A 24,265-nucleotide genomic window follows, 5' to 3' on the forward strand; every position below is an offset into this window, starting at 1 on the left:
GGCGTAATAGCGCAGTGGCCCGCATCCTGCGAAGAATGCGGGCCACGGTATTGTCGTTTAGAACTGGCGAACTTTGCTTGGTTCGCGCTTACTGCCCCTTCGGCTTCTGCCGGAGTTGGCCCTGATAACGGATCGCCGGACGCAGCGATTGCGTCGTCGGCGCGGTCGTCATCAACTGACGCGCAACGGTTGCATTGGCGGCGCTGAGCGAGCCGATGCTCGTCTCACGCGAGGGGTCCGCAAGGCCATTCGCGACCAGCAGCTTTGCTTCGAGTTGCAGGCTCGTCAGCAGAACCGGATCCTTCAGCGCATTGCTCTGCGCGAGCAACTGACTCCACGCGTTGTTGCTGTAGTTCGTCACGTAGTAGTCGAGACCGCTCGGATCCGCGAGCACCGCGGAACAGCCGTTCAGCCGCACCTGCGTTTGCAGGTCCTTCATCGCGACGGTCTTGCGCGAGGTCAGCCCGTCGCCATAAGCGAGCGTCAATGGAACGGTCCACTGCGTTCCCGGATACTGATTCTGATTCGGGAACGGCGCCTGTTTCAGTGTCACCACGGTCTGGTTCGACGTCAGATCGCATTGCGTATCGAGAGAAATCAACGGCACACCGGTTTGCCGCACGAAACTGTCGCCGATCGCGACCATCGGCTCGCCGCTCGCCTTCGCCAGCTCATCCCACAGACGCCTCGGCGTCACATTGCCAAGCGAATAGTCGGCGAGATACTGCTGCAAGCCGCGGCGCATTGTTTCTTCGCCGAGGTAGTTCTCAAGCATCTTCAGTACATGGCCGCCCTTGTCGTACGTGAAGGCGCTCGCGCTCAACACGAAGTCGTTCGACGCCCAGCCGTTGAAATTGGGCTGCACCGGAAACGCGGTCGACTTCAGATCGGCCTTGATCACAGCGTACTTGTTCTTCACGTCGTCAACCCAGCTAAAACGGTCGGGAAAGAAACGCACCTTGGTCTTGTTCTCGAAGAACGTGGCGAACGATTCGTTTAGCCACACATCGTCCCACCAGTCGAGTGTGACGAGATCGCCGAACCATTGGTGCGCCGCTTCGTGCGTGAGCACGGTCACGCCGTAATCGGACATGCTCGTGCCCGGCGCGGGCAGAATGTCGTCGGCGAATTCGAGAATCGCGCCCCAGTTCTCCATGCCGCCGAAGTTCAGGTCTTTCTGTTCCTTGAACGCGTCGTTCGCGGCGACCGTGTCGAACTTGGTGAGCGGCAGCGCGATGCCGGTATAGCGATAGTAGTAATCGAGCGCCTGCTTGGTCTGCTGCATCGCCGGCTTGGCCCAGTCACGCATGCCGGGCGGCGTGAAAATGCGCAGATGCAAGCCCTTGCCGTCAGGCAGCGGACTCGTGAAGTCGTCCTCGAGAATATCGAACTGACCGCCGCCGAAGAAGAGCAGATACGAAGGCATCGGCGGCGTCTTTTCGAACGACACGAGCTTGTAGCCGCTATCCACATTCACTGCGGGCTTCTCCGCCGCGTTGGAGACCACGTTCCAGTTCTGCGGCACTTCCGCGCTCACCTCATAGGTGGGCCGGAACGCCGGTTCGTCCCAGCCTGGGAACCACTGCCGCGCGAGATTCGACTCGCCTTGCGTGAGAATCGCGCCGCTCGTGGTGCCATCGGTCGCCTTCAGATCGACGCGGAATACACCTTCCGCAGCGGAGCATCCCGGATATTGATCTTCGCCGCAACTGCCGCCTGTCTTCGCGACCGGATCGTCATAGCTCTTGAAGTTGATGAAGCCGCTCCACTCCATGTGCAGCGAGTAGTTGCCGGCCGCGATCTGGCCGCTCACGGGCCGAAGCTGATAGAAGTCGCCGTCGTCTTGCGGCGTGGCGATCAACGGAATATTGCCAGGTTGAAGCGTGATTGTGCCGTTGGTGAACTTGATGCGGTGCCCGGCAATCGTGATCGCATTGACCGCCTTCAGCACCTTGATCTGCACATCCGCGCGGCCGTCGAACGACGACAGCGCCGGGTTCGGCCGGAACCACAGCTTGTAGTTGACCGGCATGACCGTGTCAGGCAATTCCACCGGCGACGCGGTCTTGTTGATCGACGTGTCCGCGAGCACCGGACTCGCCGGCGGCACCAGTGCGACTTCGGACGCCGCCGCCGGACCTTGCGCGGATCTGCTGGTCAATGAAGCGGAGCCGTCTCCTCCACCGCAGCCGGCCATTACCATTATTCCGGCTAACGCCAGGCACTGCACCTGCAATCGGAAATTTATACGCATTTTAATCCTCGACTGACAATATCGGTATAAAGAAAGCGCGTTGAGTCACTTCAGCCGTGTTTCTCTCTTTTCAGCGAAAAAGGTCTCCCGCACCAGCACCGAATTGCTAGCGAGAATATATGGACGGGTTAAACCATCAGCACTAGTGGCTGTTTTTTAAGCGCAATGACTGTTATTACAAAACTTTCAGAATGACGATTAAAGTCGTGTTTCCGATCGACTGGCAAAGCGCTGCCAGGCCGCATTTGCGGACAGAACGACAGAGCCATGATCAGTTTCGACGACAGTGCGTAGCCTAGTTTGGCAAACGTTATCGTGTCAACTTCCTTTCACAATCTTTCTCGAATAGAGGCGCAATGTATGCAACGCGAATGCCTTAAGTAATCCCATTGAGCTCATACTCTAAATACCGGCTTTCCCGCACTGGATTACGAAAAATCTTTTATTTCTTCGAAGCGGGATGTGTTAAAGGCGGGAGGCGAGGTTGTGGACTTCAAATGCAGGGATTTGATGTGCGTCAGCTTATTTATTTATCGAGTTCAACGAGCCGATGAGAATGCCGCCGCCACTGCGGACTCAGCCGCGGCACCGATAGCAAATATCACGATTGAGAGGCCGCGCAGTCGTCCCGCGCAGTCGTCCCGCGCGGCCGGCAAGCGTGCCCGAAAGCGTGTCCGATACGCTGCGCCAGCTCGCCAGCAAGGTCATCGTCAAAGCAACGATCGCGCAGCACATGAACATTCTCAGGCGGTCGCCGCAGCGTGCGCCGGCCTTGACGGAAACGGATTGCGCCACGCTTCGAGTGCGTTCAGCCTATCGTGCCAGCGCGTCACTTCAGGAAACTCTTCGAGCGGCATCGCTGCGCTTGCCGCATAAGGCAGCGGGACGGCGACCGAAAAGTCGGCGATGCTCAACTCATCGCCAAGCAGCCATTTGCGGTCCTTCAGGTGTCGATCCAGTACGCCCGCATGCTTGCGAAACCAGCCTTGCGCTTCGGCGACTTTCGCACTGTCCGGCGCTCCCAGACCGATTGCCGGTTTAATCAGATGTTCGAAATAAAGCGAACCGCTGTGGCGATACAGATGCTGGCTATTCCAGCTCAACCAGCGCACCACATCGGTCTGCTGTTGCATGCCGCGCGGCCACAGCGGCGATTCTGCGCGCTGTGCGAGATGGCAAATAATCGCGTCGGCCTCCCAGATGCTTCTTTCGCCGTCGACTAGACACGGCACCTTGCCGTTCGGATTGAGCGCGAGATAAGCCGGCGTAGTGTGTTCGCCTTTGCCCAGGTCGACATAGACGTATTCGATTGGCAAACCTAAATATTTTGCCACCGCACAAGCTTTGCGCGGCGCCAGCGTTTCGGAATAATAAAGCTTCATATGATGTCTCCATATCAGTTCACTTCAGTCCACGTCAGTTCACGTCATTCGAGGCGGCCTCTTCAAACGCCCTTGTTGCCCAGTTCGGCGATCAATGCATCCAGCTTCTCGAATGCGCCCTTCCAGCCGGCGTCATGACCGTCACGCGCGGCCTCGTCGAAGAACTGCGAATGCGTGAAGTTCATCTCAGTGCCGTTGTCGATTGGACGCAGCGTGATCGTCACGAGAGAGCGGCGCTCGGGCAACGTGACCCATTCCCACGTAAACACGAGTTTGCGGTCCGTCTCGACTTCCCGATATTCGCCGCGGCAGTCATGCGTTTCGCCATCGAGCGTCTGAAACACGACGCGAAAACGGCCACCCACTTGCGGATCGGCTTCGGCGCTCAAAACAGGTCCGGCGTCCGGTCCCCACCAACGCGCCATCAACTCAGGTTGGGTCCACGCTGCATACACTTTGTGCGGCGGCGCCTTGAGGCGGCGCACGATGGTCAAACTGTGCTTTTGCTGGATCATTCACTCTTCTCCTTCGACAAAACCGGCAAGCCGGTCGAGGCTCGCGGACCAGAACCGCTCATAGCGTTTCAACCACGCCATCGCCTCTTCCATCGGAGCGGCAACGAGCTCGACCGACACGGTTCGGCCGTGCTTTGCACGCGTTATCAGACCCGCGTCGCTCAGCACATCGAGGTGCTTCATGACGGCGGGCAACTTGAGCGGCAACGGGCGCGCGATCTCCGTGATGGAAAGCCCAGGCTCCCGCTCCAAACGAGCGAGGATGGCCCGCCTGGTCGGATCCACCAGCGCGGAAAATGTACGATCGAGTTGACTGACAGGACACTTCACCATGTGGTGAACTATAGAGGCTCGGCGAGCGGTGTCAAGACTTTTGTGCCATTCTTTTTTCCGCGGCCTGCTGTCAGAAGTTCGTCGTTCGCGCGACCAAGCCGAACGTCGAATTTAAAAAAGGAAATCCGGGTGGACGACATCGATTTCGAATGCACCGCGTGCGGCAAGTGCTGCCACGATTTACGCCTGCCCTTGACATTGGCTGAAGCGAGCGACTGGCTCGCGCGAGGCGGCCAGATGGAACTGATCTGCGAGGCCATTCCCTGGCCGGCCGAACCCGAACCGGGCAACGCGCAAGCGAGCTACAAGAGAGCGCGCTCAACACCGGCGATGAGCGGATCGCTGCCCGTTCGCGTCTCCGTCATTCTTGTGGCCGCGTTCGCAGGCGCGTGTCCCAATCTTCGCGCCGACATGCTGTGCGGCATCTATGACGAGAGACCGCTCGTGTGCCGCATCTATCCCGCGGAGATCAATCCGTTTGTTTCGCTGACGCCTGAAAACAAGGCGTGTCCTGTCGAAGCGTGGCAGCGCAAGCCGCTGCAACGGCAAGGCGTGCTCGTGGACGAAACGACACGGCGATGGATCGAAGAGTCGCGTCGCGCGACTGAACTCGAGGCGCCGTTGCGCATGCGTCTATGTCAGGAATTGGCGGTGACTCATGCCGCTCTTGCAAACGAGGGCTTCGTCATCCATGCGCCGGAAAGCAGTGCGCTGCGCACGGCGCTCGAGCGGATTGGCGCGACGCCGGATGCGCGTGACGCATCGCCGCAATGGACGTTCATGTCGAACCGCGGCGTGACGGTGGAGACGCTGCTATCAGTGGGCGCCGGCGTGTGCCTCGATGAACCGGCGAGCCCACGCAACTTCCGGTATCACGGTTTTTTCGAGGCGTCGCCGGCATAGCGCCGCGTACGCCTCGTACCTTGCCCGAGTCTGAGCGTTAAACGCCGCTGCCGCCTACGGTTTTCAGGCTCTTCCATTGACCTTGCTGAACCTGGAACAGCGTGTAGGGCGGCTTGATGAGATCGCCATAAGGATCGAACGTGATATGGCCCGTCACGCCCGTGACGGCGACCTTCGACAGACTTTCGACGATCTTCGCACGATCCAGAGAATCGGCGCTGTGGATCGCTTTTATCATGGCGAGCGCGGCGTCATAGGCAAACGGCGCATAGAGTTCGACATCCTGTTTGAAGCGGGCCTTGTAGCGCTTGCCGAACTCCTGCGCGGCGGGAAGCTTGTCGAGCGCGGGTCCCGGTTCCAGATCCTCGGTGCCGTCCCCAGCGCTTCCCGCGATTTGCAGGAACGCATTGCTCTTCAGCGCGCCGGCGCCGAACAGTTGCGCGTTCATGCCGAGCGAGCGCATCTGTTTGATCAGCATCGCACCTTGCTCATCCAGCCCGCCGAAGAAAATCAGGTCTACGTTCTTGCTCTTGAGCGTCGTGAGAATGGCGCGAAAATCGACGGCTTTGTCGTTGGTAAATTCACGGTCGACAATCGTGCCCTTCGCTTCCTTCACGCCTTTTTCAAACGCATCCGCGAGACCCTGGCCGAATGCAGTGCGGTCGTCGATAATCGCGATGCGCTTGGGCTTCATCTGCTCAACCACGAAATGCCCCGCCACCACGCCGCCAATGCCGTCGTGCCCCATGGTGCGAAACACGTTCTTGAAGCCCTGCTTGGTGAGTTGCGGATTGGTCGAGCCCGGCGTGATCATCGCGAGGTTCGCCTGGTGATACACCGTCGACGCCGGAATGCTGCAGCCCGAGTTGTAATGACCGATCACGCCGACCACGCCATCGTCGACGAGCTTCTGCGCGACCTGAATCGCGACGCGCGGATCGGCCTGGTCGTCCTGTACGTCGAGCACGAATTTAACGGGCTTTCCGCCGACCGTCGGATGCTTCGCGTTCTCTTCGTCGAGCGCCAGCTGAGCGCCGTACTGCAAATCTTTGCCGACGCGCGCAACGGGCCCCGTCAACGGTCCGACAAAACCTATCTTCACGACCTGAGCGTCGTCTGCCCATGAAGACGGCAGATATGCGGCGAGCGCACACACGGTGGCACTCAACAACCAATAGCGGCGATTCATGATGCACTCCTGGCGAGATATGACGTCGCGCGTCCGTATGGTTAGGCGATCCGATGCGCGACGCGTCGGGACCGTCCTGCTTTAGCGGCGGTGAAGCCAGCCTGTAAATTTGCGTATGCGATGCCTGTCCGTATCAAAAGCGCGTGGCCGCGTAGGGCGAAAGATCCAATGGCGGCGCACGCTGCGCAATCAGATCCGCGACGATGCGCCCGCTCACGCCGGCCAGCGTCACGCCGAGATGCTGATGCCCGAACGCGTAGATCACATGCGCACTCGCGCGCGACCTTGCCAGCACGGGCAAGCCGTCCGGCAGCGTCGGACGAAAGCCGAGCCAGCTGCTGTCCGGCGCATCGAGCGCGGGCAACGCGCGCCGCGAAGAAAACGTCAGCAAGTCGAGCAGCGAACGGTTCTTGGTATCGCCGAAACCGGCCAGTTCGACGGTGCCCGCCACGCGCAATCCGTCCGCCATCGGCGTCATATAGAAACCTCGCTCGGCCCAGCCGACCGGGCGCGAAATCAGTTGCTGCGCGCCGGGAAAGCGGACGTGATAGCCGCGCTCGGTATCGAGCGGCACAACATCGCCGCATTGGCGCGCAAACTGCGCAGACCGCGCTCCGGTCGCGACAACCACATGGCTAAACTGGCGCGTCACGCCGCCGGCGCTCAGCTTCGCGCCCTGCGCATCAGGCTCGATACCGTCGACGGCAACGCGCTCCAGCTTCAACCCTTGCGCGCCAAGCTGCTCATAAAGCGTCTGCAAGAAGCGCTGCGGATCGGAGAAGTGCCAACTATTGCTGAACAGCACGCCGCGCTCGAAAATCGGCGCGAGCGAAGGTTCGAGCGCTCTGATGGCCGCGCCGTCGAGCACGTCGAATGCGACGCCGAGCTTGCGCCGCAACGCAAGCGTGGCCTGCGCGGCATCAAAGGATGCCGCGCTCGAATAGAGGTAAAGACACTCGCGCGGCCGCACGAAGCGCGCGAGTTGCGGATCTTCGAGCAACAGTGCATAGCCGTCGTGCGCGCGATCGAGCAGCGCGGCGAGTGCGCCCGCGCTCGCTTCGTAACGGCGCGGCAACGAGCTCATCATGAAGCGCACGAGCCACGGCGCGAGATGCGGCAGATACGTCCAGCGCAAACGGAACGGGCTCTCGTTCGACAGCAGAAAGCGCGGCAAATCGCGAAACACCGATGGGTTGTTCACCGGAATGCACGCGTAGTGCGCAAAGGTTCCCGCGTTGCCGAACGACGCGCCCTGCCCCACGCCCGCGGGATCGAACAGCGTGACGCGGTGGCCGTCGCGCATCAACGCGGCGGCGCTCGCGAGTCCGATGAATCCCGCTCCGATGATCGCGATCTCCGGCATCACTCGCGACCCTTCGCAAGATGCCGCGTGCGCAATGCCGCCACGGACGGCGGCACGCATAGCCTCGCTGCGGACTGTGTAACGGACATCGAAAGCCTCTCCTGGTGACGCGCAATTGACGGGTGCAAACGGCTGGATGCAGGCGGAGAATCGAACGCTCCGCATCCCGGCCATAACACCAGAATCACACAATATTTTTTTGTGTGCAATTAAAACTCTTATTGTATGGCCCTAGCATTTTCCCTGGATGTCCCGGCAGGCGCACGGTTCCCGCACGCCGCACGCGATGAGCCGGCCGCCAAAACGCATCAATCAGCGCTCGCGGTCGCCATCTCTGGTATAGAATCGCCAAAACCCCGCACAATCGCGGACAAAGTAGTTTTGTATGGAGATGTCTGCTCTTATGGCTTCAGGCAAAGGCGCAACGCGTGGCGCCAACGGGTGGTCTGCGCAAGTGAAGCGCTCCACGTACATCGAGGTATCCAGTTCGATCGAGAGCGAGATTCGCAGCGGCGTCTATCCGCCGGGAAGCCGCCTGCCACCGCAACGGCAACTGGCGACCGAGTTGGGCATCAACGTGTCCACGGTGTCGCGCGCCTACAAGGAATTGCAGTTGCGCGGCCTTGTGATCGGCAGCAAGCGGCGCGGTTCGCTCGTAACGGGCGGCGCGATGCCGAGCGTCGAGCCCACGCAGGCCGCGAGCAACACTGCTATCGACCTGACCGTCAATCGCCCCGCCACCGGTGAATTTCTGCACTGCCTCGCGCGCACGCTGGCGGAATTGCCGCGCGATCCGCGCTATGCGCAACTACAGGAATATCAGCCGCCGCAAGGGCCCTCCTGGGCGCGCGCGGCCGGCGCGCAGTGGATGGCCGCGCCTGGCTTCACGCCGCAAGCCGAGAATGTGGTCGTGACGAGCGGCGCGCAGCATGGCCTGTACGCGGTGTTGAACAGCCTGATCGGTACGGACGGCGTGATCCTCGCCGATCAGCTCACCTATTACGGGCTGAAAGCGCTCGCGCCGGTGTTTCAGTTTGAGATCGTCGGCATTGCGAGCGACCGCGACGGGCTGCTCACCGACGAAGTGGAACGCGTGTGCAAGCGCATGCCGGTGAAGGCGATTTTCACCGTGCCGAATCTTCAGAATCCGACCGTGACGACGATGAGTCTCGAACGCCGCATGGCGCTCGTGGATATTGCGCGGCGGCATGACGTGGCCATCATCGAAGACGATGTGTATGGGCCGCTCGTGTCACAGCGTCTGCCGACCATCGCGAGTCTTTGTCCGGAGCGGACCTTTCATCTGGCGGCGACCTCGAAGATTCTGGCCCCCGGTTTGCGCCTCGGTTATCTGCTGAGTCCGCCCGATAGCGCCGCGCTGTGTGCGGAGGCCGTGCGCACCACGGCATGGATGCCCGCGCCGATGTCGATGCTGATTGCTTCCATCTGGATTGAAGACGGCACCGCGAGTCACATCATGGACGCGCAACTCGCCGAGATTCGCGCGCGCCACGACCTCGCGCGAGAACTGCTGCCGCAGGAGTTGTTGCAGACCGATCCCGCCTGCATGTTCGTATGGTTGAAATTGCCGCCGCCGTGGCGCGCCGACGATTTCGCCGCGAATGCGAAGGCGCGCGGCGTGGTGGTTATGCCGTCGTCGGCGTTTGCCGTGGACAGGTCTGAGATCGAGCACGGCGTGCGCATCAACCTCGCATGCGCGACGAGCCGCGATCAGCTCGTCAGCGCATTGCGGCTCCTGGCGGGCACGTTGAAGGATCGTCCGCGAGCGCTGTTCGGCACGATCTGACGTGCTATCGCCGCAGCGGTTTGAAGAACTTGCGGATCTCGGCGGCAAGCAAATCGGGCTTCTCCATTGCCGCGAAATGTCCGCCGCCCGGCATGTCCGTCCATTGCACGACGTTGAAGGTCCTTTCGAGCCAACTGCGCGGCGGACGATTGATCTCTTTCGGAAAGCGAGCGAAGCCGACGGGCGGCACGACGCGTTGGCCGCACGTAAAACGCATGGGCTGTAGACGGCTTTCCCAATACATCTGCATCGCCGGACCGATGCTTTGCGTGTACCAATAGAGGGATATGTTGGTCAGCAACTCGTCTTTCGAAAACACGCGCTCGACGTCGCCCTGGCAATCGCTCCATGCGCGAAACTTTTCGCCGATCCATGCGGCGAGTCCGACCGGCGAATCATTCAGCGAAGCCGCCAACGTCAGCGGCTTCGTACTATGCATATGCGCGTAGCCGCCTTCGAGTGCGGCCCACTCGTTTCTCTCGCGCAGGAAGTTCTCTTCTTCCGGTGTCAATGCCTGTTGCGCCGCGCCGATGGCGGGCTCATACAAACCCGGCAGGAAGTTAAGGTGAATGCCGTCGACAACTTGCGGATGGCGCGCCGCAAGCGCGATCGAAACGCCCGCGCCCAGATCGCCGCCTTGCGCGCCAAATCGCTGATAACCGAGGCCATGCATCAGCGACGCCCATAGATCCGCGACCTGAAACGCGGACATGCCGGCTTGCGCGGGCGCCGGCGAAAACGCGAAGCCCGGCAGCGAAGGCACGATCACGTCGAATGCATCGGCGGCATCGCCCTCGAACGCGGCCGGATCGCATAGCCGGTCGAGCAGCGCTTCGAACTCGAAGAAAGACCCCGGCCAGCCGTGCGTGATGACGAGCGGATAAGGCGCAGGCCCAGAGCCGCGCCGATGCACGAAATGCACGCGCTGTCCGTGCACGTCGGCAACGAATTGCGGCTGCCGGTTCAGACGGCGCTCCGCCGCGCGCCAGTCGAAGTGTTCCGCCCAATACCCCGCAAGCTCACGCAGCCATTGCGAATCGACGCCCTGCTGCCAGGCCGGTGACGGCGTGGCCGGCGTCCAACGCGTCGCGCGAATACGTTGGCGAAGATCGTCAATGTCATGCTCAGGCACGGCGATTTGAAACGGTTCTATTTGCATGGCATGTCACCCCACGGCCACAACGCAATCGGTAAAAGAATTATTTCTGGCGAGTTTCGCTGCGCTTCATTTGGCGCGGACCACGAAACTATCCGCATGGTACACAATGGCCGCATTTCCGTTTTGAGCCCTGGAGATCGTCATGCTTGGAGCGCTCGCTGCTCTGCTTACTTTTCAATGCCTCGGAGAAGGCGTCTCGTACGTGTTTCATTTGCCGGTGCCGGGTCCGGTGATCGGCATGCTGTTGCTATTCGGCTTCCTGATGATGCGTCCGCAAACGGCCGATGCAATCGAGCCCACGGCGCTCGAGTTGCTGCGGCATCTCTCGCTGCTGTTTGTTCCGGCTGGCGTCGGCATCATGGTGTCGGCAAGCCGCATTCGCGGCGACGCCATTGCGGTGATCGCCTCGATTGCCGTCAGCACCACAATGGCTATCGCGGTAGCCGCGCTCGTCACGCGCGCGTTGATGCGCCGGCAGCGCCGCGGTCCCGCTGACACGGAGACCGCATAATGACCGCGCTTCCCAAGCTCGGCGCGATCTGGGTCTACCTCGCCGCGAGTCCTCTGCTCGGTCTCACCATCACGCTAATCGCGTATCTGATCGCGCAGGCGCTGTACGCGAAGGCGCGTTTCAATCCGCTCGCCAACCCTGTGTTGATCGCTGTCGCGTTGCTCGTCGCGCTGCTCGAAATCACGGGAACGCCGTACGCAACATACTTCGAGGGCGCGCAATTCGTGCACTTTCTGCTCGGACCCGCGACGGTCGCGCTCGCGTTGCCGCTCTATCGCCAATGGCCGAAGCTGCGCCGCTCCGCGTTGCCGCTGATCGGCGGACTCGTCGCCGGTTCGTTGACAGCGATCGTGTCCGCAATTGGCGTGGCCGCACTGTTCGGCGCATCGCATCAGACACTCGCGTCGCTCGCACCCAAATCCGCGACGACACCTATCGCGATGGCCGTCGCTTCGGCGATCGGCGGCATTCCGTCGTTGACGGCGGTGCTCGTCATCTCGACCGGCGTATTCGGCGCCGTGTTCGCGCGCGCCATTCTGAACGCGCTGAAAATTGCCGAACCCGAAGTGCGCGGCTTCGCACTCGGCGTTGCGTCGCATGGCATCGGCACTGCGCGGGCCTTCCAGGTCAGCGAGCAGATGGGCGCATTCGCCGGGCTCGGCATGGGCCTCAATGGCGTGTTCACCGCCTTCGTCGTGCCTGTGCTCATGCCGCTCGTTGTGCGCTGGCTCGGGACGTGATCGCAAGCGCGGGTTCACGTTGATCATGCAGAAAAGCCCGCAAAATACGGGCTTTCCTACGCTTCTACAACGCGTAGTCGGTTTGAAGCGTGACCTGATGGTATTTCAGGCTCACGCCGTCCAGACGCGCGTCGGTGAACGTGTTGGCGTCTGGCTCCAAGTCGAGCCAGCGGTATGAGCGACCGTGCCTGCAGGCCACACGTTCTAATGGTTCGCCATACGAACCATTTTTTCGCGTTGGCGCGGCCCGGGAAAGTGTCTGTCGATGCTCGACCCTTATTCCCCGCGCATAGTTTGAAGCGCGTTCCGTTTTGTGCGATGCTAGCCACGCCCCAACGCAGTCACCAAAACAAGAGGGTGTGAGAGGCAGACCAATCCTGTTGTCCATTCCTCAGGAGGAGACATGATTGTGTCATCGCAAGTGCGCAGTAATCGCTGTGCCGGCAGCGCGCCCGGCATCCCATCACAGCCTTCCCGGGCCGCCACCCGTTTGAAATATCTGCATCGCGCGGCCGTTGTTTCGAGCTTCGCCTTTCTTATCGGCCTGTCATCCGTCTGTCACGCGGACACTCAGGTCGGCGGTACGCTGCCCCCCGCGCCAGACAAACTGTACGGCGAGCTCTTCGTTGCAGTGCAAACGGCGCAGATCTATCCGGACCAGAAGACCTTCGTCGATGCAACGCCGAATGCGGACCCCGCCGCCATCGTGCAGCTCTACCAGCAGCAGAAAAGCAATCCCGGTTTTTCGCTGGCGAACTTCGTCAACCAGTACTTCACGCCGCCGAGCGAGCCGGTCATCACGCCGCCCGCCAATCAGACGCTGCGTGAGCACATCAACTGGTTATGGCCCGCCCTCACCCGCACGACCACGAGCGCGCCGCCGAACAGTTCGCTGATTCCGTTGCCAAAGCCGTATGTCGTGCCCGGCGGCCGTTTCCGCGAGGGCTACTACTGGGACACCTACTTCACGATGCTGGGCTTGCAGGAAGCGGGCCGCGAAGATCTCGTCGACAACATGCTCGACAACTTCGCGTACATGATCGATACGTTCGGCCATATTCCAAACGGCAATCGCACTTACTACCTCGACCGTTCGCAGCCACCGTTCTTCTCGCACATGGTGGAACTCGCGGCAAAGGTCGAAGGACGCGGCGTCTATCAGAAGTATTTGCCGGCGCTGCGCAAGGAATACGGTTACTGGATGCAGGGTGAAAGCTCGACGCCAGCCGGCTCGGCGACGCGCAATGTCGTGGTGATGCCCGATCGCACGGTTCTCAACCGCTATTGGGACGAGCTCGACACGCCCCGCGACGAATCGTATCTGGAGGACATAAAGACCGCACAACAGGCCACCGGACGAAGCCCCAACGACGTCTACCGTGAACTGCGCGCGACCGCCGAAAGTGGCTGGGATTTCAGCTCGCGCTGGTTCGGCGACAACATGACTCTCGCGACGGTGCGCACCACGTCGATCGTTCCCGTCGATCTGAACAGCCTGATGTTCCACCTCGAAATCACCATTGCGAAAGGCTGCGGCGAGACGCGCGACTTCCGCTGTGTCGGCGAATTCGCCGGACGCGCCGCGAAGCGCGCGCTCGGCATCAACCGCTACCTGTGGAACCCGAACGGCTACTACGGCGACTACGACTGGCAGCTGGCGAAACCGCGCGACAACAAGACAGCTGCGATGGTGTTCCCGTTGTTTGTCGGTGCTGCGTGGCCGGATCGCGCGAAAAAAACCGCGCAGCAGGTGCAGTCGACGTTGCTACAACCCGGCGGTCTCGTCACGACGACCTATAACACCACGCAACAGTGGGACGCGCCGAACGGCTGGGCGCCGCTGCACTGGGTCGCAATTCAGGGCCTGAAACGCTATGGCCAGGACGCCCTCGCGCAGCAGATCGGCACGCGCTTCCTGACGGATGTGAAAGGTGTCTATGCGTCGGACAAGAAACTGGTCGAGAAATACGTGGTGGAGGGAGCGGGCACGGGCGGTGGTGGCGGCGGCGAGTATCCGCTCCAGGACGGCTTCGGCTGGACCAACGGTGTGACACTGAAACTGCTCGACCTGTATAACCCGGGCCAGTGAAGACGCCGGCCATTCACGGATAGACGCTCAACCCCGGAGCGGCTCGGAGGCAAGAACACTGTATAAAAACACAGTATAATACCTTGCATGAACCAGTCATTTGCAGGCCGGGCCGTTCGCTTCCGGCATTGAACCATGGCGTCCCAGCAAGGCTTGTTTGCCCCCGAGCCCGTCACTCTCTTCGACGACAAGGAGGGCGGGATACGTTACCTGCCCGACTCGGTCCCGCTCGACCTGTCGCAACAGTGGTTCGACGAGGCGCTGCACAACATCGGCTGGAGCAGCCATCAGCGCATGATGTACGAGCGCGAGGTGGCCGTGCCCCGCCTGATTGCCACTTTCATGCGCGAATCGGCGGATTTGCCGGCGCCGCTTGGCCAGGCATTCGAAGCGGTTCGCTCGCTCGTCGGTGCGCCGTTCAATCGCGTCGGACTCAACTTCTATCGCGACGAAAACGACAGCGTCGCGCCGCACAGCGACAAGACCGCGAAGCTGCTGCGCGGCCAGCCGATTGCGATCGTGTCGCTCGGCGCCAGCCGCCGCATGACGATCCGCCCCAAAAAAGGCCCGGGCCGCGCGGTGCATGTCGAACTCGAGCCAGGCAGCTGTCTCGTGATGAGCTACGCGTCGCAGTTCACGCACGAACACGGTATTCCAAAACTCGCGCAGAGCGTCGGGCCACGCATCAGCCTTGCGTTTCGCTGCTACAACGGCGCGCCGGGCTGAGCGCGCCGCCCCGCTGCAGACCATGAGACGGCACGAGATTGCCCGCGTTGCGGGATCGAGAAGACCGCGCCGGGCTCCGCTTGCGTCAGCCGTCGAGAAATAAATACTAGGGGCCCGTCTTGTCGAAGTCGCGCGTTTCGAGTTCCACCGACTGCCCGCCGTTCTTTTCGAGCACCCGCTTGGTGGCATTTTCGATCTGTGCGCGATTGGCCTCGAACGTGCCCACGAGGTCGTGAGCCGACGACCCGCCATTGCCGAAATGGTCGTTCAGCGCGTCGAGCGATACGCTACACCAGACGTCTTTTCCATCGACATTAGCTTCGAAGGCGACGCGCGCCGCCGCCACCACTTCACGGCGTCCGGTGAATTCGATCCTCATAATGACCCTCCATGTGTCGAAAGAACTTCGTAACCCGCAATCGCTGTGCCATGCGCCGAGCGCTCAAGGCACGCTCGCGTGCGGAGATTCAGCGCAAGGTGCATACTCGGGGTCGGCCGCCCTCCAACGGCCGTGCTCATGCGTCGCGGCGCGCAGGTTAGGCGCCACGCGGCCGGACGCAACCACTATTCTGATACCAACTTCGTTCCATGTCCCGCAATCCGCAATCGTCGCGTGCATTAGTCATTGCTGCCGTGATGGCTTCCATGGCAATGGTCGCCATCGAGGCCACCATTGTTTCCACCGCCATGCCGCAGATCGTCGCGCAACTCGGCGATCTGCATCTGTATAGCTGGGTCTTCTCGTCGTTCCTGCTCACGCAAACGGCGATGACCGTGGTCTTCGGCAAACTGGCCGATCTTTACGGCCGCAAGCCGATCATGCTGGCCGGCATCGCGATCTTTCTGATCGGCTCGGTGCTGGCGGGTTTTGCATGGTCGATGCCGGCCATGATCGCATTCCGGCTGATTCAAGGCATCGGCGCGGGCGCGATCCAGCCCGTCACGCTCACCATTGTCGCGGACCTCTACCCTGCGCGCGAACGCGGCAAGGTGCAAGGTTATCTCGCGAGCGTGTGGGCGATTTCAGCGGTCGTGGGGCCGATGGTCGGCGGCTTCATCATCCACAACGCGTCGTGGGCGTGGATTTTCTGGATGAACGTGCCCATCGGTCTCGCATCCGCAGCAGGGTTCATTGCGTTCCTGCGCGAATCGGAACGGCATGCACGCCCTTCGATCGACTTCGCGGGCGCCGCGCTCTTTATGGCCGCGATCGCCGCGCTCATGACCGCACTCACCTACGCCGGCGACGACGACATCGCGCATGCGTCGATGGCGGGCGGCGCATTCGTCGTGTGCCTGCTGCTGTTCGTGCTGCAGGAGCGCCGCGCGGCCGAACCGATGATCTCCTTCGCGCTGTGGAGCCGCCGCCCGATTGCCGCGTGCAACGGCGCAACCTTGCTGTCGGGCATGATCCTGATGGGCTCGACCACGTTCCTGCCGATGTACGTGCAAGGCGTGCTGAACCGCTCGCCGGTGATAGCCGGCCTCGCGCTCACGATGATGATGGTCGGCTGGCCGGTCGGCGCCACGCTCGCGGCAAAATCGTTTCACCGTATCGGCTTGCGGCGCATGCTGATCGGCGGCAGCGCATTCATTCCGGTCGGTGCCGTGCTGCTGCTGTTTCTTGCGCCGGGCGGCTCGCCGCTCATGGCCGCGTTCGGCTCGCTGATCATGGGCTTCGGCATGGGCACGTCGAGCGTCAGTTCGCTCATGCTGATCCAGGAAATCGTGAAGATGGACGAACGCGGCAGTGCAACGGCGTCGAATCTTTTCTCACGCAATCTCGGCAGTACGCTCGGCGCGACGCTGTTCGGCGCGGTGCTCAACTTCGGGCTGAGTCATTCGAAAGGCGTGGCCGTGGTGACGTCCGATCAACTGAAAGGCCTGTTGCAAAACCAGGCGGCGAGCCTCGGCGGCAGTGACGCGATCCGCATGGTGCTGCATCAATCGCTGCATCTCACGTTCATTTCGATCTTCGTGATTGCGATTTTTGTGGTCGCGCTGCTGACGCTCGTGCCGGCCATCAACATCGGTGCGGAAAAAAAGATGCCGCTCGAAGCGCTGTCGCCGGTGGAAGACTAGGCGGCTAGAGACCAGGCCGCTGCAAGACTAAACCGCTGTCAGCAACTCGATGCCGTCGAGTTGCGCCGCGCACGTGTCGCGCACAATCGTGACGAAGTCGCCGAAGTAAGGGCGGCTTGCGAAACTCTTGGCCGCCACCGCATAGAGTTCGCTCCACAAGCCTTGCGTGCCGACGCGTTTCGCCAGCACGTAATCGTGATCAACGTAGTTCTTCACGCCCCAGTTCGGCAGCGCCGCGATCCCGCGGCGGCTAGCCACCAGTTGCATGATCGCGATGGTCAACTCCGCCGTGCGCCGCTCCAGTTTAATGCGCGCCGGCTCGAGCACCTCGCGAATCAGATCGATGCGCGCCTCCGGCACGGGATACGTGATCAACGTCTCGTCGCGCAGATCTTCCGCCACCACACGGCGCTTGTTGCGCAGTCTGTGCTCGTTAGCCATCACCACCAGAATCTCGAAGCGGAACAGCGGCGCGATATGCAGGCTGCGCCGCTTTGCCGGCTGCGAGCCGATCACCACGTCGGCTTTGCCGTCGCTCAGGAGTCGCAGCGGGTCCGCATGAAAGCCCGCGACGAGATCGACCTCGACCTCGGGCCAACGGCGGCGAAATTCGTCCATGACCGGCATCAGCCAGTCGAAGCACGTATGACATTCGAGCACGATGCGCAATTCGCCGCGCGTGTCGCCCTTCAGGCGCTCAAGGTCGCGCTCCGCCGCGCTCACCGCTGCAGTGGTCTCGCGGCCTAACGCGAGCAGACGCTCGCCGGCCGCGGTGAAGCGCAAGCCCTGCTTCGTGCGTTCGAATAGCGACACCTCGTAATGCGCCTCGATATCGCGGATCTGATGCGAAAGTGCGGACTGGCTCAAGTGCACACGTTCGGCGGCCGCGATGAGCTTGCCCGAATCGGCAATGGCAATCAGCGAGCGCAAGTGGCGAAGCTCAAGCATGTAGCCCCTCCGTTGTGAACGATGTGGGGTGTGGGAATGGCATATGAATATGGCTCATACATTGTTGAAAACATGTCGCTTGATGAATCATAGCTCGACTTTCACACTAGGCGCCAATTCATACAACGCACAAAGGACTCACATGGCCCGCACGCATCTTTCCGGCTTTCCGCGCATCGGCGCGCGGCGCGAATTCAAATTCGCACAGGAATCGTTCTGGCGCGGCGAATCGAATGAAAGCGAATTGCGCCGCGTCGCCGCGCAATTGCGGGCGCGTCACTGGAAGTTGCAACACGACGCAGGACTCGACTTCGTCGCCGTCGGCGATTTCGCTTACTACGATCAGATGCTCAATCTGAGCGCGCTGCTCGGCGCATTGCCACCGCGTTTCGGTTTCGATCCGGCGACGCTGTCGCTCGCGCAATACTACGAACTCGCGCGCGGCAGTGCGGCGCAACCGGCCATGGAGATGACCAAGTGGTTCGATACCAACTACCACTACCTGGTGCCTGAAATGAGCCCTGATACGACGTTCGACGGCGGCGTGCAATGGCTGCTCGATGAAATCGACGAAGCGCTCGCGCTGAACCTGCCGGTCAAGCCGGTCTTGATTGGGCCGATCACGTACCTGTGGCTATCGAAAAGCCACGTCGCCGGGTTCGACCGTTTGTCGTTGCTGCCGAAGCTCGTGATTCGCTATCGCCTTCTGCTGGAACACCTCGCGCAACGCGGTATCGAGTGGGTGCAACTGGATGAACCCGCGCTCTGCGTGGATCTGCCGCACGAATGGCTCGAAGCATTTTCCGCGGCGTATGACGGGCTCGGCACAACGCGCGTGAACGTGCTGCTCGCCACTTACTTCGACACCGCAGCGGCCCACGCGCCGCGCCTCGCGAAGCTGCCCATCGCCGGCGTGCATGTCGATCTGGTGCGCGCGCCGCAACAACTCGACGCGTGGCGTGCGGCGTTGCCGGCGCATGCGGTGTTGTCGGCGGGGGTGATCGATGGACGCAATATCTGGCGCGGGGATCTGCGCGGCATCGTCGAAGCGTTGCGCGATGTGCATGCGGAGTTCGGCGAGCGTTTGTGGATTGCACCATCATGTTCGCTGCTGCATGTGCCCGTTTCGCTCCACGCCGAGAAGAAGCTCGATGCGGACCTGAAATCGTGGCTCGCCTTCGCGACAGAAAAGTTAGACGAAGTCGCCACTGTCGCGCTCGCATTGGGCGATCCCGCAGCGGCGCAAGCCACGCTCACCGCCGCCGATGTCGCACTCGAAGCACGCCGCAATTCGAGCGCGGTCGTGAACGCACTGGTGCAAAAACGCGTGGCCGCCGTCAGCGCTGAGATGGCCGAACGCAAAAGCCCATTTGCCAAACGCAATATCGTGCAACGCGAAGCGCTGGACCTGCCGCTGCTGCCGACCACGACCATCGGTTCGTTCCCGCAAACGGCGTCGATCCGCCAGGCACGCGCCGCCTACAAGCGCGGTGAACTGCGCGCACTCGACTATTTGCAGCGCATGCGCGCGGAAATCGAATTCGCGGTACGCAAACAGGAAGCATTGGACCTCGACGTGCTCGTGCATGGCGAAGCCGAGCGCAACGACATGGTCGAATATTTCGGCGAGCAGTTATGGGGCTATGCGTTCACCGAGAACGGCTGGGTGCAAAGCTATGGCTCACGCTGCGTGAAGCCGCCCATCATTTACGGCGACGTGTACCGTCCCGAGCCGATCACGGTCGAGACCGCGCGTTACGCACAATCGCTCACGCCGCGCGTGATGAAAGGCATGTTGACCGGCCCCGTGACCCTGCTGCAATGGTCGTTCGTTCGCGACGACCAGCCGCGTTCGGCCACCGCATTGCAACTCGCGCTCGCGATCCGCGACGAAGTCGTCGACCTCGAAAGAGCCGGCATCCGCATCATCCAGATCGACGAACCGGCGTTTCGCGAAGGCCTGCCGTTGCGCACGGCCGATTGGGCCGCGTATCTGGAATGGGCGACGCGCGCATTCCGAATTTCGGCGGCGGGCGTCGATGACCGAACGCAGATTCACACGCATATGTGCTATTCGGAGTTCAACGATATCCTGCCGTCGATTGCGGCAATGGATGCCGACGTGATCACGATCGAGACCTCGCGCTCGGCGATGGAACTGCTCGACGGCTTCGGCGCTTTCTCGTACCCGAATGAAATAGGCCCAGGCGTCTACGATATTCATTCGCCACGCGTGCCGTCCACCGAAGCGATGCAGCGCTTGCTCGAACGCGCGTGCGAAGTGATTCCGGCTGAGCGTCTGTGGGTCAATCCCGATTGCGGATTGAAGACGCGCGGCTGGCCCGAGACGGAAGCCGCATTGACCAACATGGTGCGAGCCGCGAAAGCATTACGTGCAAAGCTCGCCGCGCGCGAGTGCGATGAACTGAGCGTCTGAGCGATCAGGCTTTCGCGTACAACGTCGAGTCCGCGAAGCCTTCCGCGGCGAGCACCTGTCCGACAAGGATCAACGCAGTGCGCTCGATCTGCGTCGATTGCACTTTGCCGAGAATATCGTCGAGCGTGCCGGTGATTTTTTCCTCGTCGGGCCAGCTCGCACGATAGATCACCGCAATCGGACACGCGCCGCCGTAATGCGGCCGCAATTCATCGACGATGCGCGCGAGGTGCCGCACGCCGAGATGAATGGCCATCGTCGCGCGATGCTGTGCGAGATCGGCAAGCTGTTCTCCTTCGGGCATCGTCGTTTTGGTCGCGTAGCGCGTGAGGATCAGCGTCTGCGAAATATTGGGCAGCGTGAGTTCGCAGCCGAGCGCCGCCGCGCACGCCGCCGTTGCGGTCACGCCCGGCACGATCTCGTAGGGAATATCGAGTTCGCGTAACCGGCGAATCTGTTCGCCGATTGCCCCGTATAACGACGGGTCGCCCGAATGCACGCGCGCCACGTGCTGGCCTTTATCGTGTGCGCTCTTCAGTAGCGCGACGATCTGATCGAGGTCGAGTTCGGCCGTGTTGATAACGTCAACCGCCGAATGACCTTCGAGCACCGCGGGCGGCACGAGCGAACCCGCATACAGGATCACCGGGCAACTGCGCACGAGACGCTGCCCTTTCACCGTGATCAGTTCCGGGTCGCCAGGACCCGCGCCGATAAAAAACACCGTCATTCAAAACTCCATGATTCAAGCCGAGGACTCAATCTGACAGATGCAGTGCCTGGAGCAAATCCGCTACGCGTTCGAATTCGCGGTCCACTGCGGGCAATTGCGGACGACGCAGCAACACAACAGGCAAATGGCGGTCACGCGCGACTTCGAGTTTCGCTTCGGTCGCGCTGCCGCCGCTATTTTTGCTGACCACGACGTCGAAGCCTTGCAACGCGAACAGCGCGCGTTCGCCTTCGAGCGTGAATGGCCCGCGCGCCGCGAGTATGCGCGCGCGTGTCGTATCCGGGTGCGAGTCGAGACAGCGCACGAACCAGAACTGATGCGCGGGAATCTCGTCGAGATGCGCGAGCGGTTCGCGTCCGAGTGTGAAGAGTGGACGCCTGAATGGCGCGAGGGCGTCCGTCAATTCGCTCCAGTCATTGACCACGCGCCAATCGTCGCCGGCTTGCGGTTGCCACGCCGGCCTACGGAGCGCCCAGCAAGGCACCCGCGTCGAGCAGCTCGCCTGCGCTGCGTTCGCGCTGATCTGCGCGGCGTACGGATGCGTCGCGTCGATCACGAGGCCGATACCTTCGTGCTCGATATAACGGGCCATGCCTTCACTGCCGCCGAAGCCGCCCACGCGCACCGCGCAGGGCAAATCGTCGGGCACCTTGCCGAGTCCCGCGAGACTGTACACGTCGCCGGGGCGAAGTTCGCGCGCAATCCGCAATGCGTCGCCGGTGCCGCCGAGCAGCAGAACACGCGTCATCGCGCCATTCCAATCAGATTGCCTTGACGGTCGATCGCGAACGTCTCCACGTTCACTTGCGGTGGCACGATTTCGCGGGCCACCGCGAGCGCGTGGGCGCAGACGATATCGCCGAGCGGCACATGCTGCGCGTGCGCCAATGCGACCGCCTGCTGACTCGTATTGGCTGCACGAATGGCGCATTGCAGCGCGTGGTCCGCGCCGTGTTCGGCGGCCCAACCGGCGAGCCGTTCGAGATCGATGCTCGAATTGCGGCTATGCAGATCGAGATGGCCGGCCGCGAGCTTACTCAATTTGCCGAAGCCGCCGCAAATACTCAGGCGCTCGACCGGCGCGCGCTTCATGTGCTTGAGCACGGCGCCGACGAAGTCGCCCATTTCGATCAGCGCGATGTCCGGCAAGCCATAGTGAGCGCGCATCGCATCTTCGCTCGCATTGCCGGTGCACGCGGCAACATGCATGTAACCGTTCGCGCGCGCAACGTCGATACCCTGATGAATCGACGCGATATAAGCCGAGCACGAAAACGGCCGCACGATGCCGGTCGTGCCCAAGATCGACAGACCACCGACAATACCGAGCCGCGGGTTCATCGTTTTGAGCGCGAGCGCTTCACCGTCTTCCACGCCAATCGTCACTTCGAAGCCGCCGCGATAGGCATGCTCGGCCGCGAGTTCGGCGAGATGCTCCGTCATCATTTTGCGCGGCACCGGGTTGATCGCCGGTTCGCCGACCGCGAGCGTCAGTCCCGCGCGCGTCACCGTGCCCACGCCCGGCCCCGCACGGAACACCACGCCCGGTTCCGCGAGCAGCCGCACGCGCGCAAACACCACGGCGCCATGCGTGACGTCGGGATCGTCGCCTGCGTCCTTGATCGTGCCGGCTTCGGCGCCCTCGTCGGTCAGGCGGCAGAACACGAGCGGCATCGGCACATGCTGGCCTTTCGGCAACACGATCTCCGCGACCTCGCTGACGACACCCGCGAGCAGCAGACGCGCCGCCGCCAGCGACGTCGCCGTCGCGCAACTGCCGGTCGTGTAGCCGCTGCGCAGCGGCGCGGGTTGTTCGGGAGTTTCGTCGCGCATTACGGTTTCGCGGATAAGTCGGGGCCGGTGTGACCAGCGACGCCATTGCCAAGGGCAGGCTTGACCACATCCAGTAACGTTATCGGCAACGCCTGACGCCAGGTATCGAATCCGCCGAGCGGTTGTGCGTCGGCCAGCGCGATGCGCGTCAGCGTGCCGCCGTGGCGCTCGCGCCATGCGACGAGCGCGGCCTCGCCTTGCAACGTCACCGCGTTGGCGACCAGCCGGCCGCCCTCGCGCAGATTCGCCCAGCACGCTTCGAGCACACCGGGCACCGTCACCCCGCCGCCGATGAACACCGCGTCTGGCGCGGGCAATCCTTCGAGCGCTTGCGGCGCTCGGCCCGCGACGAGTTGCAGGCCCGGCACGCCCAACGCATCGCGATTGTGTTCAATGAAGCGTTGACGCTCCGCCTGTCCTTCGATAGCAATCGCCCGGCACGCCGGATCTGCGCGCATCCATTCGATGCCGATCGAGCCGCTGCCCGCGCCCACGTCCCACAGCAATTCCCCGGGCGTCGGCGCAAGGCGCGCGAGCGTGATCGCGCGCACATCGCGTTTGGTCAGCTGGCCGTCGTGACGAAACGCGTCGTCGGGCAAGCCGCAGGTGAGCGGCAGACGCGGCGCGCCTTCCGTTGCGCGGCATTCGAGCGCGACCAGATTGAGCGCGGCGACATCGCCCGCAGACCACTGATCCGCGCGGCCATCGATGCGCCGCTCCTCGTCGCCGCCGAGATGTTCGAGCACGGTCATGCGTGTTGCGCCGAAACCGCGCGCGTTCAGCAGATCGGCAAGCGCCGCGGGCGTACGACCGTCCGCGCTCAGCACGAAGAGGCGCGCGCCGTCGTGCAAATAGGCATTCAACGTTGGCAGCGGGCGGCCCACCAGCGACACGGCGGCGACGTCCTGCAACGGCCAGCCGAGCCGCGCGGCGGCGAGCGACAACGACGACGGGGCGGGCAGCACGCGCAACTCGCTGGCCGGCAACTGCCGCGCCAGCGTCGCGCCGACGCCGAACAGCATCGGATCGCCGCTCGCCAGCACGCATACGGAGCCGCCGCGCTCGGCGAGCAAGGGCGCGAGATCGAACGGACGCGGCCACGCGGCACGGCGCGCGGCAAGCCGCGCGGGCAGCATCGACAGATGGCGTTCGCCGCCGTAGATCACCGACGCTTCGAGCAACGCACGCCGCGCGGGCCGTCCCAAACCGGCGAAGCCGTCATCGCCTATGCCCACCACCGTCAGCCACGCCGGCATGCATC

21 protein-coding genes are annotated in these 24,265 nt (G+C 62.3%); 8 read left to right on the forward strand and 13 right to left on the reverse strand.

Features of this window, described 5'->3' with window-relative positions:
* Positions 1 to 88 precede the first annotated feature (88 nt).
* From C0Z16_RS16195 to C0Z16_RS16210, 4 genes are all read right to left on the reverse strand, one after another.
* Positions 89 to 2,254 (reverse strand): M1 family metallopeptidase, encoded by a 2,166-nt coding sequence (locus tag C0Z16_RS16195; protein ID WP_102633134.1) that lies wholly within the window; start codon positions 2,252 to 2,254, stop codon positions 89 to 91.
* Between the two features lie 743 nt (positions 2,255 to 2,997).
* Positions 2,998 to 3,636 (reverse strand): glutathione S-transferase family protein, encoded by a 639-nt coding sequence (locus tag C0Z16_RS16200; RefSeq protein ID WP_102633135.1) that lies wholly within the window; start codon positions 3,634 to 3,636, stop codon positions 2,998 to 3,000.
* A 62-nt stretch (positions 3,637 to 3,698) separates the two neighbouring features.
* Positions 3,699 to 4,151, reverse strand: a complete 453-nt coding sequence (locus tag C0Z16_RS16205) for an SRPBCC family protein (RefSeq protein WP_102633136.1) — start codon at positions 4,149 to 4,151, stop codon at positions 3,699 to 3,701.
* A complete protein-coding gene (locus C0Z16_RS16210) occupies positions 4,152 to 4,484 on the reverse strand; it encodes an ArsR/SmtB family transcription factor (protein WP_102633137.1) in 333 nt (110 codons plus the stop codon).
* Between the two features lie 129 nt (positions 4,485 to 4,613).
* Here C0Z16_RS16210 and C0Z16_RS16215 point away from each other — a divergent pair, with 129 nt between their 5' ends.
* The gene (locus C0Z16_RS16215) at positions 4,614 to 5,387 is read left to right on the forward strand and encodes a YkgJ family cysteine cluster protein (RefSeq protein ID WP_102633138.1); all 774 of its coding nucleotides are present in this window, start codon (positions 4,614 to 4,616) and stop codon (positions 5,385 to 5,387) included.
* Between the two features lie 37 nt (positions 5,388 to 5,424).
* On the opposite strand, the gene C0Z16_RS16220 is transcribed toward C0Z16_RS16215, so the two are convergent.
* Positions 5,425 to 6,576, reverse strand: coding sequence for a branched-chain amino acid ABC transporter substrate-binding protein (locus C0Z16_RS16220; RefSeq protein WP_102633139.1), 1,152 nt, complete (start codon positions 6,574 to 6,576; stop codon positions 5,425 to 5,427).
* Positions 6,577 to 6,709: 133 nt separating this feature from the next.
* Positions 6,710 to 7,939 carry an NAD(P)/FAD-dependent oxidoreductase gene (locus C0Z16_RS16225; protein WP_102633237.1) on the reverse strand — a complete coding sequence of 410 codons (1,230 nt, stop codon included), beginning with the start codon at positions 7,937 to 7,939 and terminating at the stop codon, positions 6,710 to 6,712.
* A gap of 403 nt (positions 7,940 to 8,342) precedes the next feature.
* On the opposite strand from C0Z16_RS16225, the gene C0Z16_RS16230 reads away from it, so the two are divergent.
* Positions 8,343 to 9,746 carry an aminotransferase-like domain-containing protein gene (locus C0Z16_RS16230; RefSeq protein WP_102633140.1) on the forward strand — a complete coding sequence of 468 codons (1,404 nt, stop codon included), beginning with the start codon at positions 8,343 to 8,345 and terminating at the stop codon, positions 9,744 to 9,746.
* Between the two features lie 4 nt (positions 9,747 to 9,750).
* Here C0Z16_RS16230 and C0Z16_RS16235 read toward each other — a convergent pair whose 3' ends face one another.
* Positions 9,751 to 10,905, reverse strand: a complete 1,155-nt coding sequence (locus tag C0Z16_RS16235) for an epoxide hydrolase family protein (RefSeq protein WP_102633141.1) — start codon at positions 10,903 to 10,905, stop codon at positions 9,751 to 9,753.
* A gap of 142 nt (positions 10,906 to 11,047) precedes the next feature.
* Here C0Z16_RS16235 and C0Z16_RS16240 point away from each other — a divergent pair, with 142 nt between their 5' ends.
* The 4 genes from C0Z16_RS16240 (at position 11,048) to C0Z16_RS16255 (ending at position 14,971) form a co-directional block, all read left to right on the forward strand.
* On the forward strand, positions 11,048 to 11,416 hold the full coding sequence (locus tag C0Z16_RS16240) for a CidA/LrgA family protein (RefSeq protein ID WP_102633142.1): 369 nt from the start codon (positions 11,048 to 11,050) through the stop codon (positions 11,414 to 11,416).
* Entirely contained in the window at positions 11,416 to 12,156 is a 741-nt protein-coding gene (locus C0Z16_RS16245; RefSeq protein WP_102633143.1) for an LrgB family protein, read from the forward strand. Before C0Z16_RS16240 ends, C0Z16_RS16245 begins: the two co-directional genes overlap by 1 nt.
* 403 nt (positions 12,157 to 12,559) lie before the next feature.
* The gene (treA, locus tag C0Z16_RS16250) at positions 12,560 to 14,245 is read left to right on the forward strand and encodes an alpha,alpha-trehalase TreA (protein ID WP_102633144.1); all 1,686 of its coding nucleotides are present in this window, start codon (positions 12,560 to 12,562) and stop codon (positions 14,243 to 14,245) included.
* 135 nt (positions 14,246 to 14,380) lie between these two features.
* On the forward strand, positions 14,381 to 14,971 hold the full coding sequence (locus C0Z16_RS16255; RefSeq protein WP_102633145.1) for an alpha-ketoglutarate-dependent dioxygenase AlkB: 591 nt from the start codon (positions 14,381 to 14,383) through the stop codon (positions 14,969 to 14,971).
* 106 nt (positions 14,972 to 15,077) lie between these two features.
* Here C0Z16_RS16255 and C0Z16_RS16260 read toward each other — a convergent pair whose 3' ends face one another.
* Positions 15,078 to 15,350: a DUF1488 family protein gene (locus C0Z16_RS16260; protein ID WP_102633146.1), complete on the reverse strand. Its 273-nt coding sequence runs from the start codon at positions 15,348 to 15,350 to the stop codon at positions 15,078 to 15,080.
* A 209-nt stretch (positions 15,351 to 15,559) separates the two neighbouring features.
* Between C0Z16_RS16260 and C0Z16_RS16265 the strand changes: the two genes are divergently transcribed.
* Positions 15,560 to 17,053, forward strand: a complete 1,494-nt coding sequence (locus C0Z16_RS16265) for an MDR family MFS transporter (RefSeq protein WP_102633147.1) — start codon at positions 15,560 to 15,562, stop codon at positions 17,051 to 17,053.
* Between the two features lie 27 nt (positions 17,054 to 17,080).
* Here C0Z16_RS16265 and C0Z16_RS16270 read toward each other — a convergent pair whose 3' ends face one another.
* Complete coding sequence (locus tag C0Z16_RS16270) at positions 17,081 to 18,001, reverse strand: LysR family transcriptional regulator (protein ID WP_102633148.1); 921 nt, start codon at positions 17,999 to 18,001, stop codon at positions 17,081 to 17,083.
* Between the two features lie 142 nt (positions 18,002 to 18,143).
* On the opposite strand from C0Z16_RS16270, the gene metE reads away from it, so the two are divergent.
* Positions 18,144 to 20,438: a 5-methyltetrahydropteroyltriglutamate--homocysteine S-methyltransferase gene (metE, locus tag C0Z16_RS16275; protein ID WP_102633149.1), complete on the forward strand. Its 2,295-nt coding sequence runs from the start codon at positions 18,144 to 18,146 to the stop codon at positions 20,436 to 20,438.
* A gap of 4 nt (positions 20,439 to 20,442) precedes the next feature.
* On the opposite strand, the gene cobM is transcribed toward metE, so the two are convergent.
* From cobM to cbiE, 4 genes are read right to left on the reverse strand one after another with little or no spacing between them, the layout of a single operon-like run.
* Positions 20,443 to 21,168, reverse strand: a complete 726-nt coding sequence (gene cobM, locus C0Z16_RS16280; protein WP_102633150.1) for a precorrin-4 C(11)-methyltransferase — start codon at positions 21,166 to 21,168, stop codon at positions 20,443 to 20,445.
* A 28-nt stretch (positions 21,169 to 21,196) separates the two neighbouring features.
* A complete protein-coding gene (locus C0Z16_RS16285) occupies positions 21,197 to 21,919 on the reverse strand; it encodes a cobalt-precorrin-6A reductase (protein WP_102633151.1) in 723 nt (240 codons plus the stop codon).
* Positions 21,916 to 23,004 (reverse strand): cobalt-precorrin-5B (C(1))-methyltransferase, encoded by a 1,089-nt coding sequence (locus C0Z16_RS16290; protein ID WP_102633152.1) that lies wholly within the window; start codon positions 23,002 to 23,004, stop codon positions 21,916 to 21,918. Before C0Z16_RS16290 ends, C0Z16_RS16285 begins: the two co-directional genes overlap by 4 nt.
* Positions 23,004 to 24,260, reverse strand: coding sequence for a precorrin-6y C5,15-methyltransferase (decarboxylating) subunit CbiE (cbiE, locus tag C0Z16_RS16295; protein ID WP_102633153.1), 1,257 nt, complete (start codon positions 24,258 to 24,260; stop codon positions 23,004 to 23,006). The genes C0Z16_RS16290 and cbiE overlap by 1 nt, the downstream gene beginning before the upstream one ends.
* Positions 24,261 to 24,265 lie beyond the last annotated feature (5 nt).

Origin of the sequence: Paraburkholderia rhynchosiae, from assembly GCF_002879865.1 — a bacterium.
In the GTDB taxonomy this organism is placed as follows: Bacteria; Pseudomonadota; Gammaproteobacteria; order Burkholderiales; family Burkholderiaceae; genus Paraburkholderia; species Paraburkholderia rhynchosiae.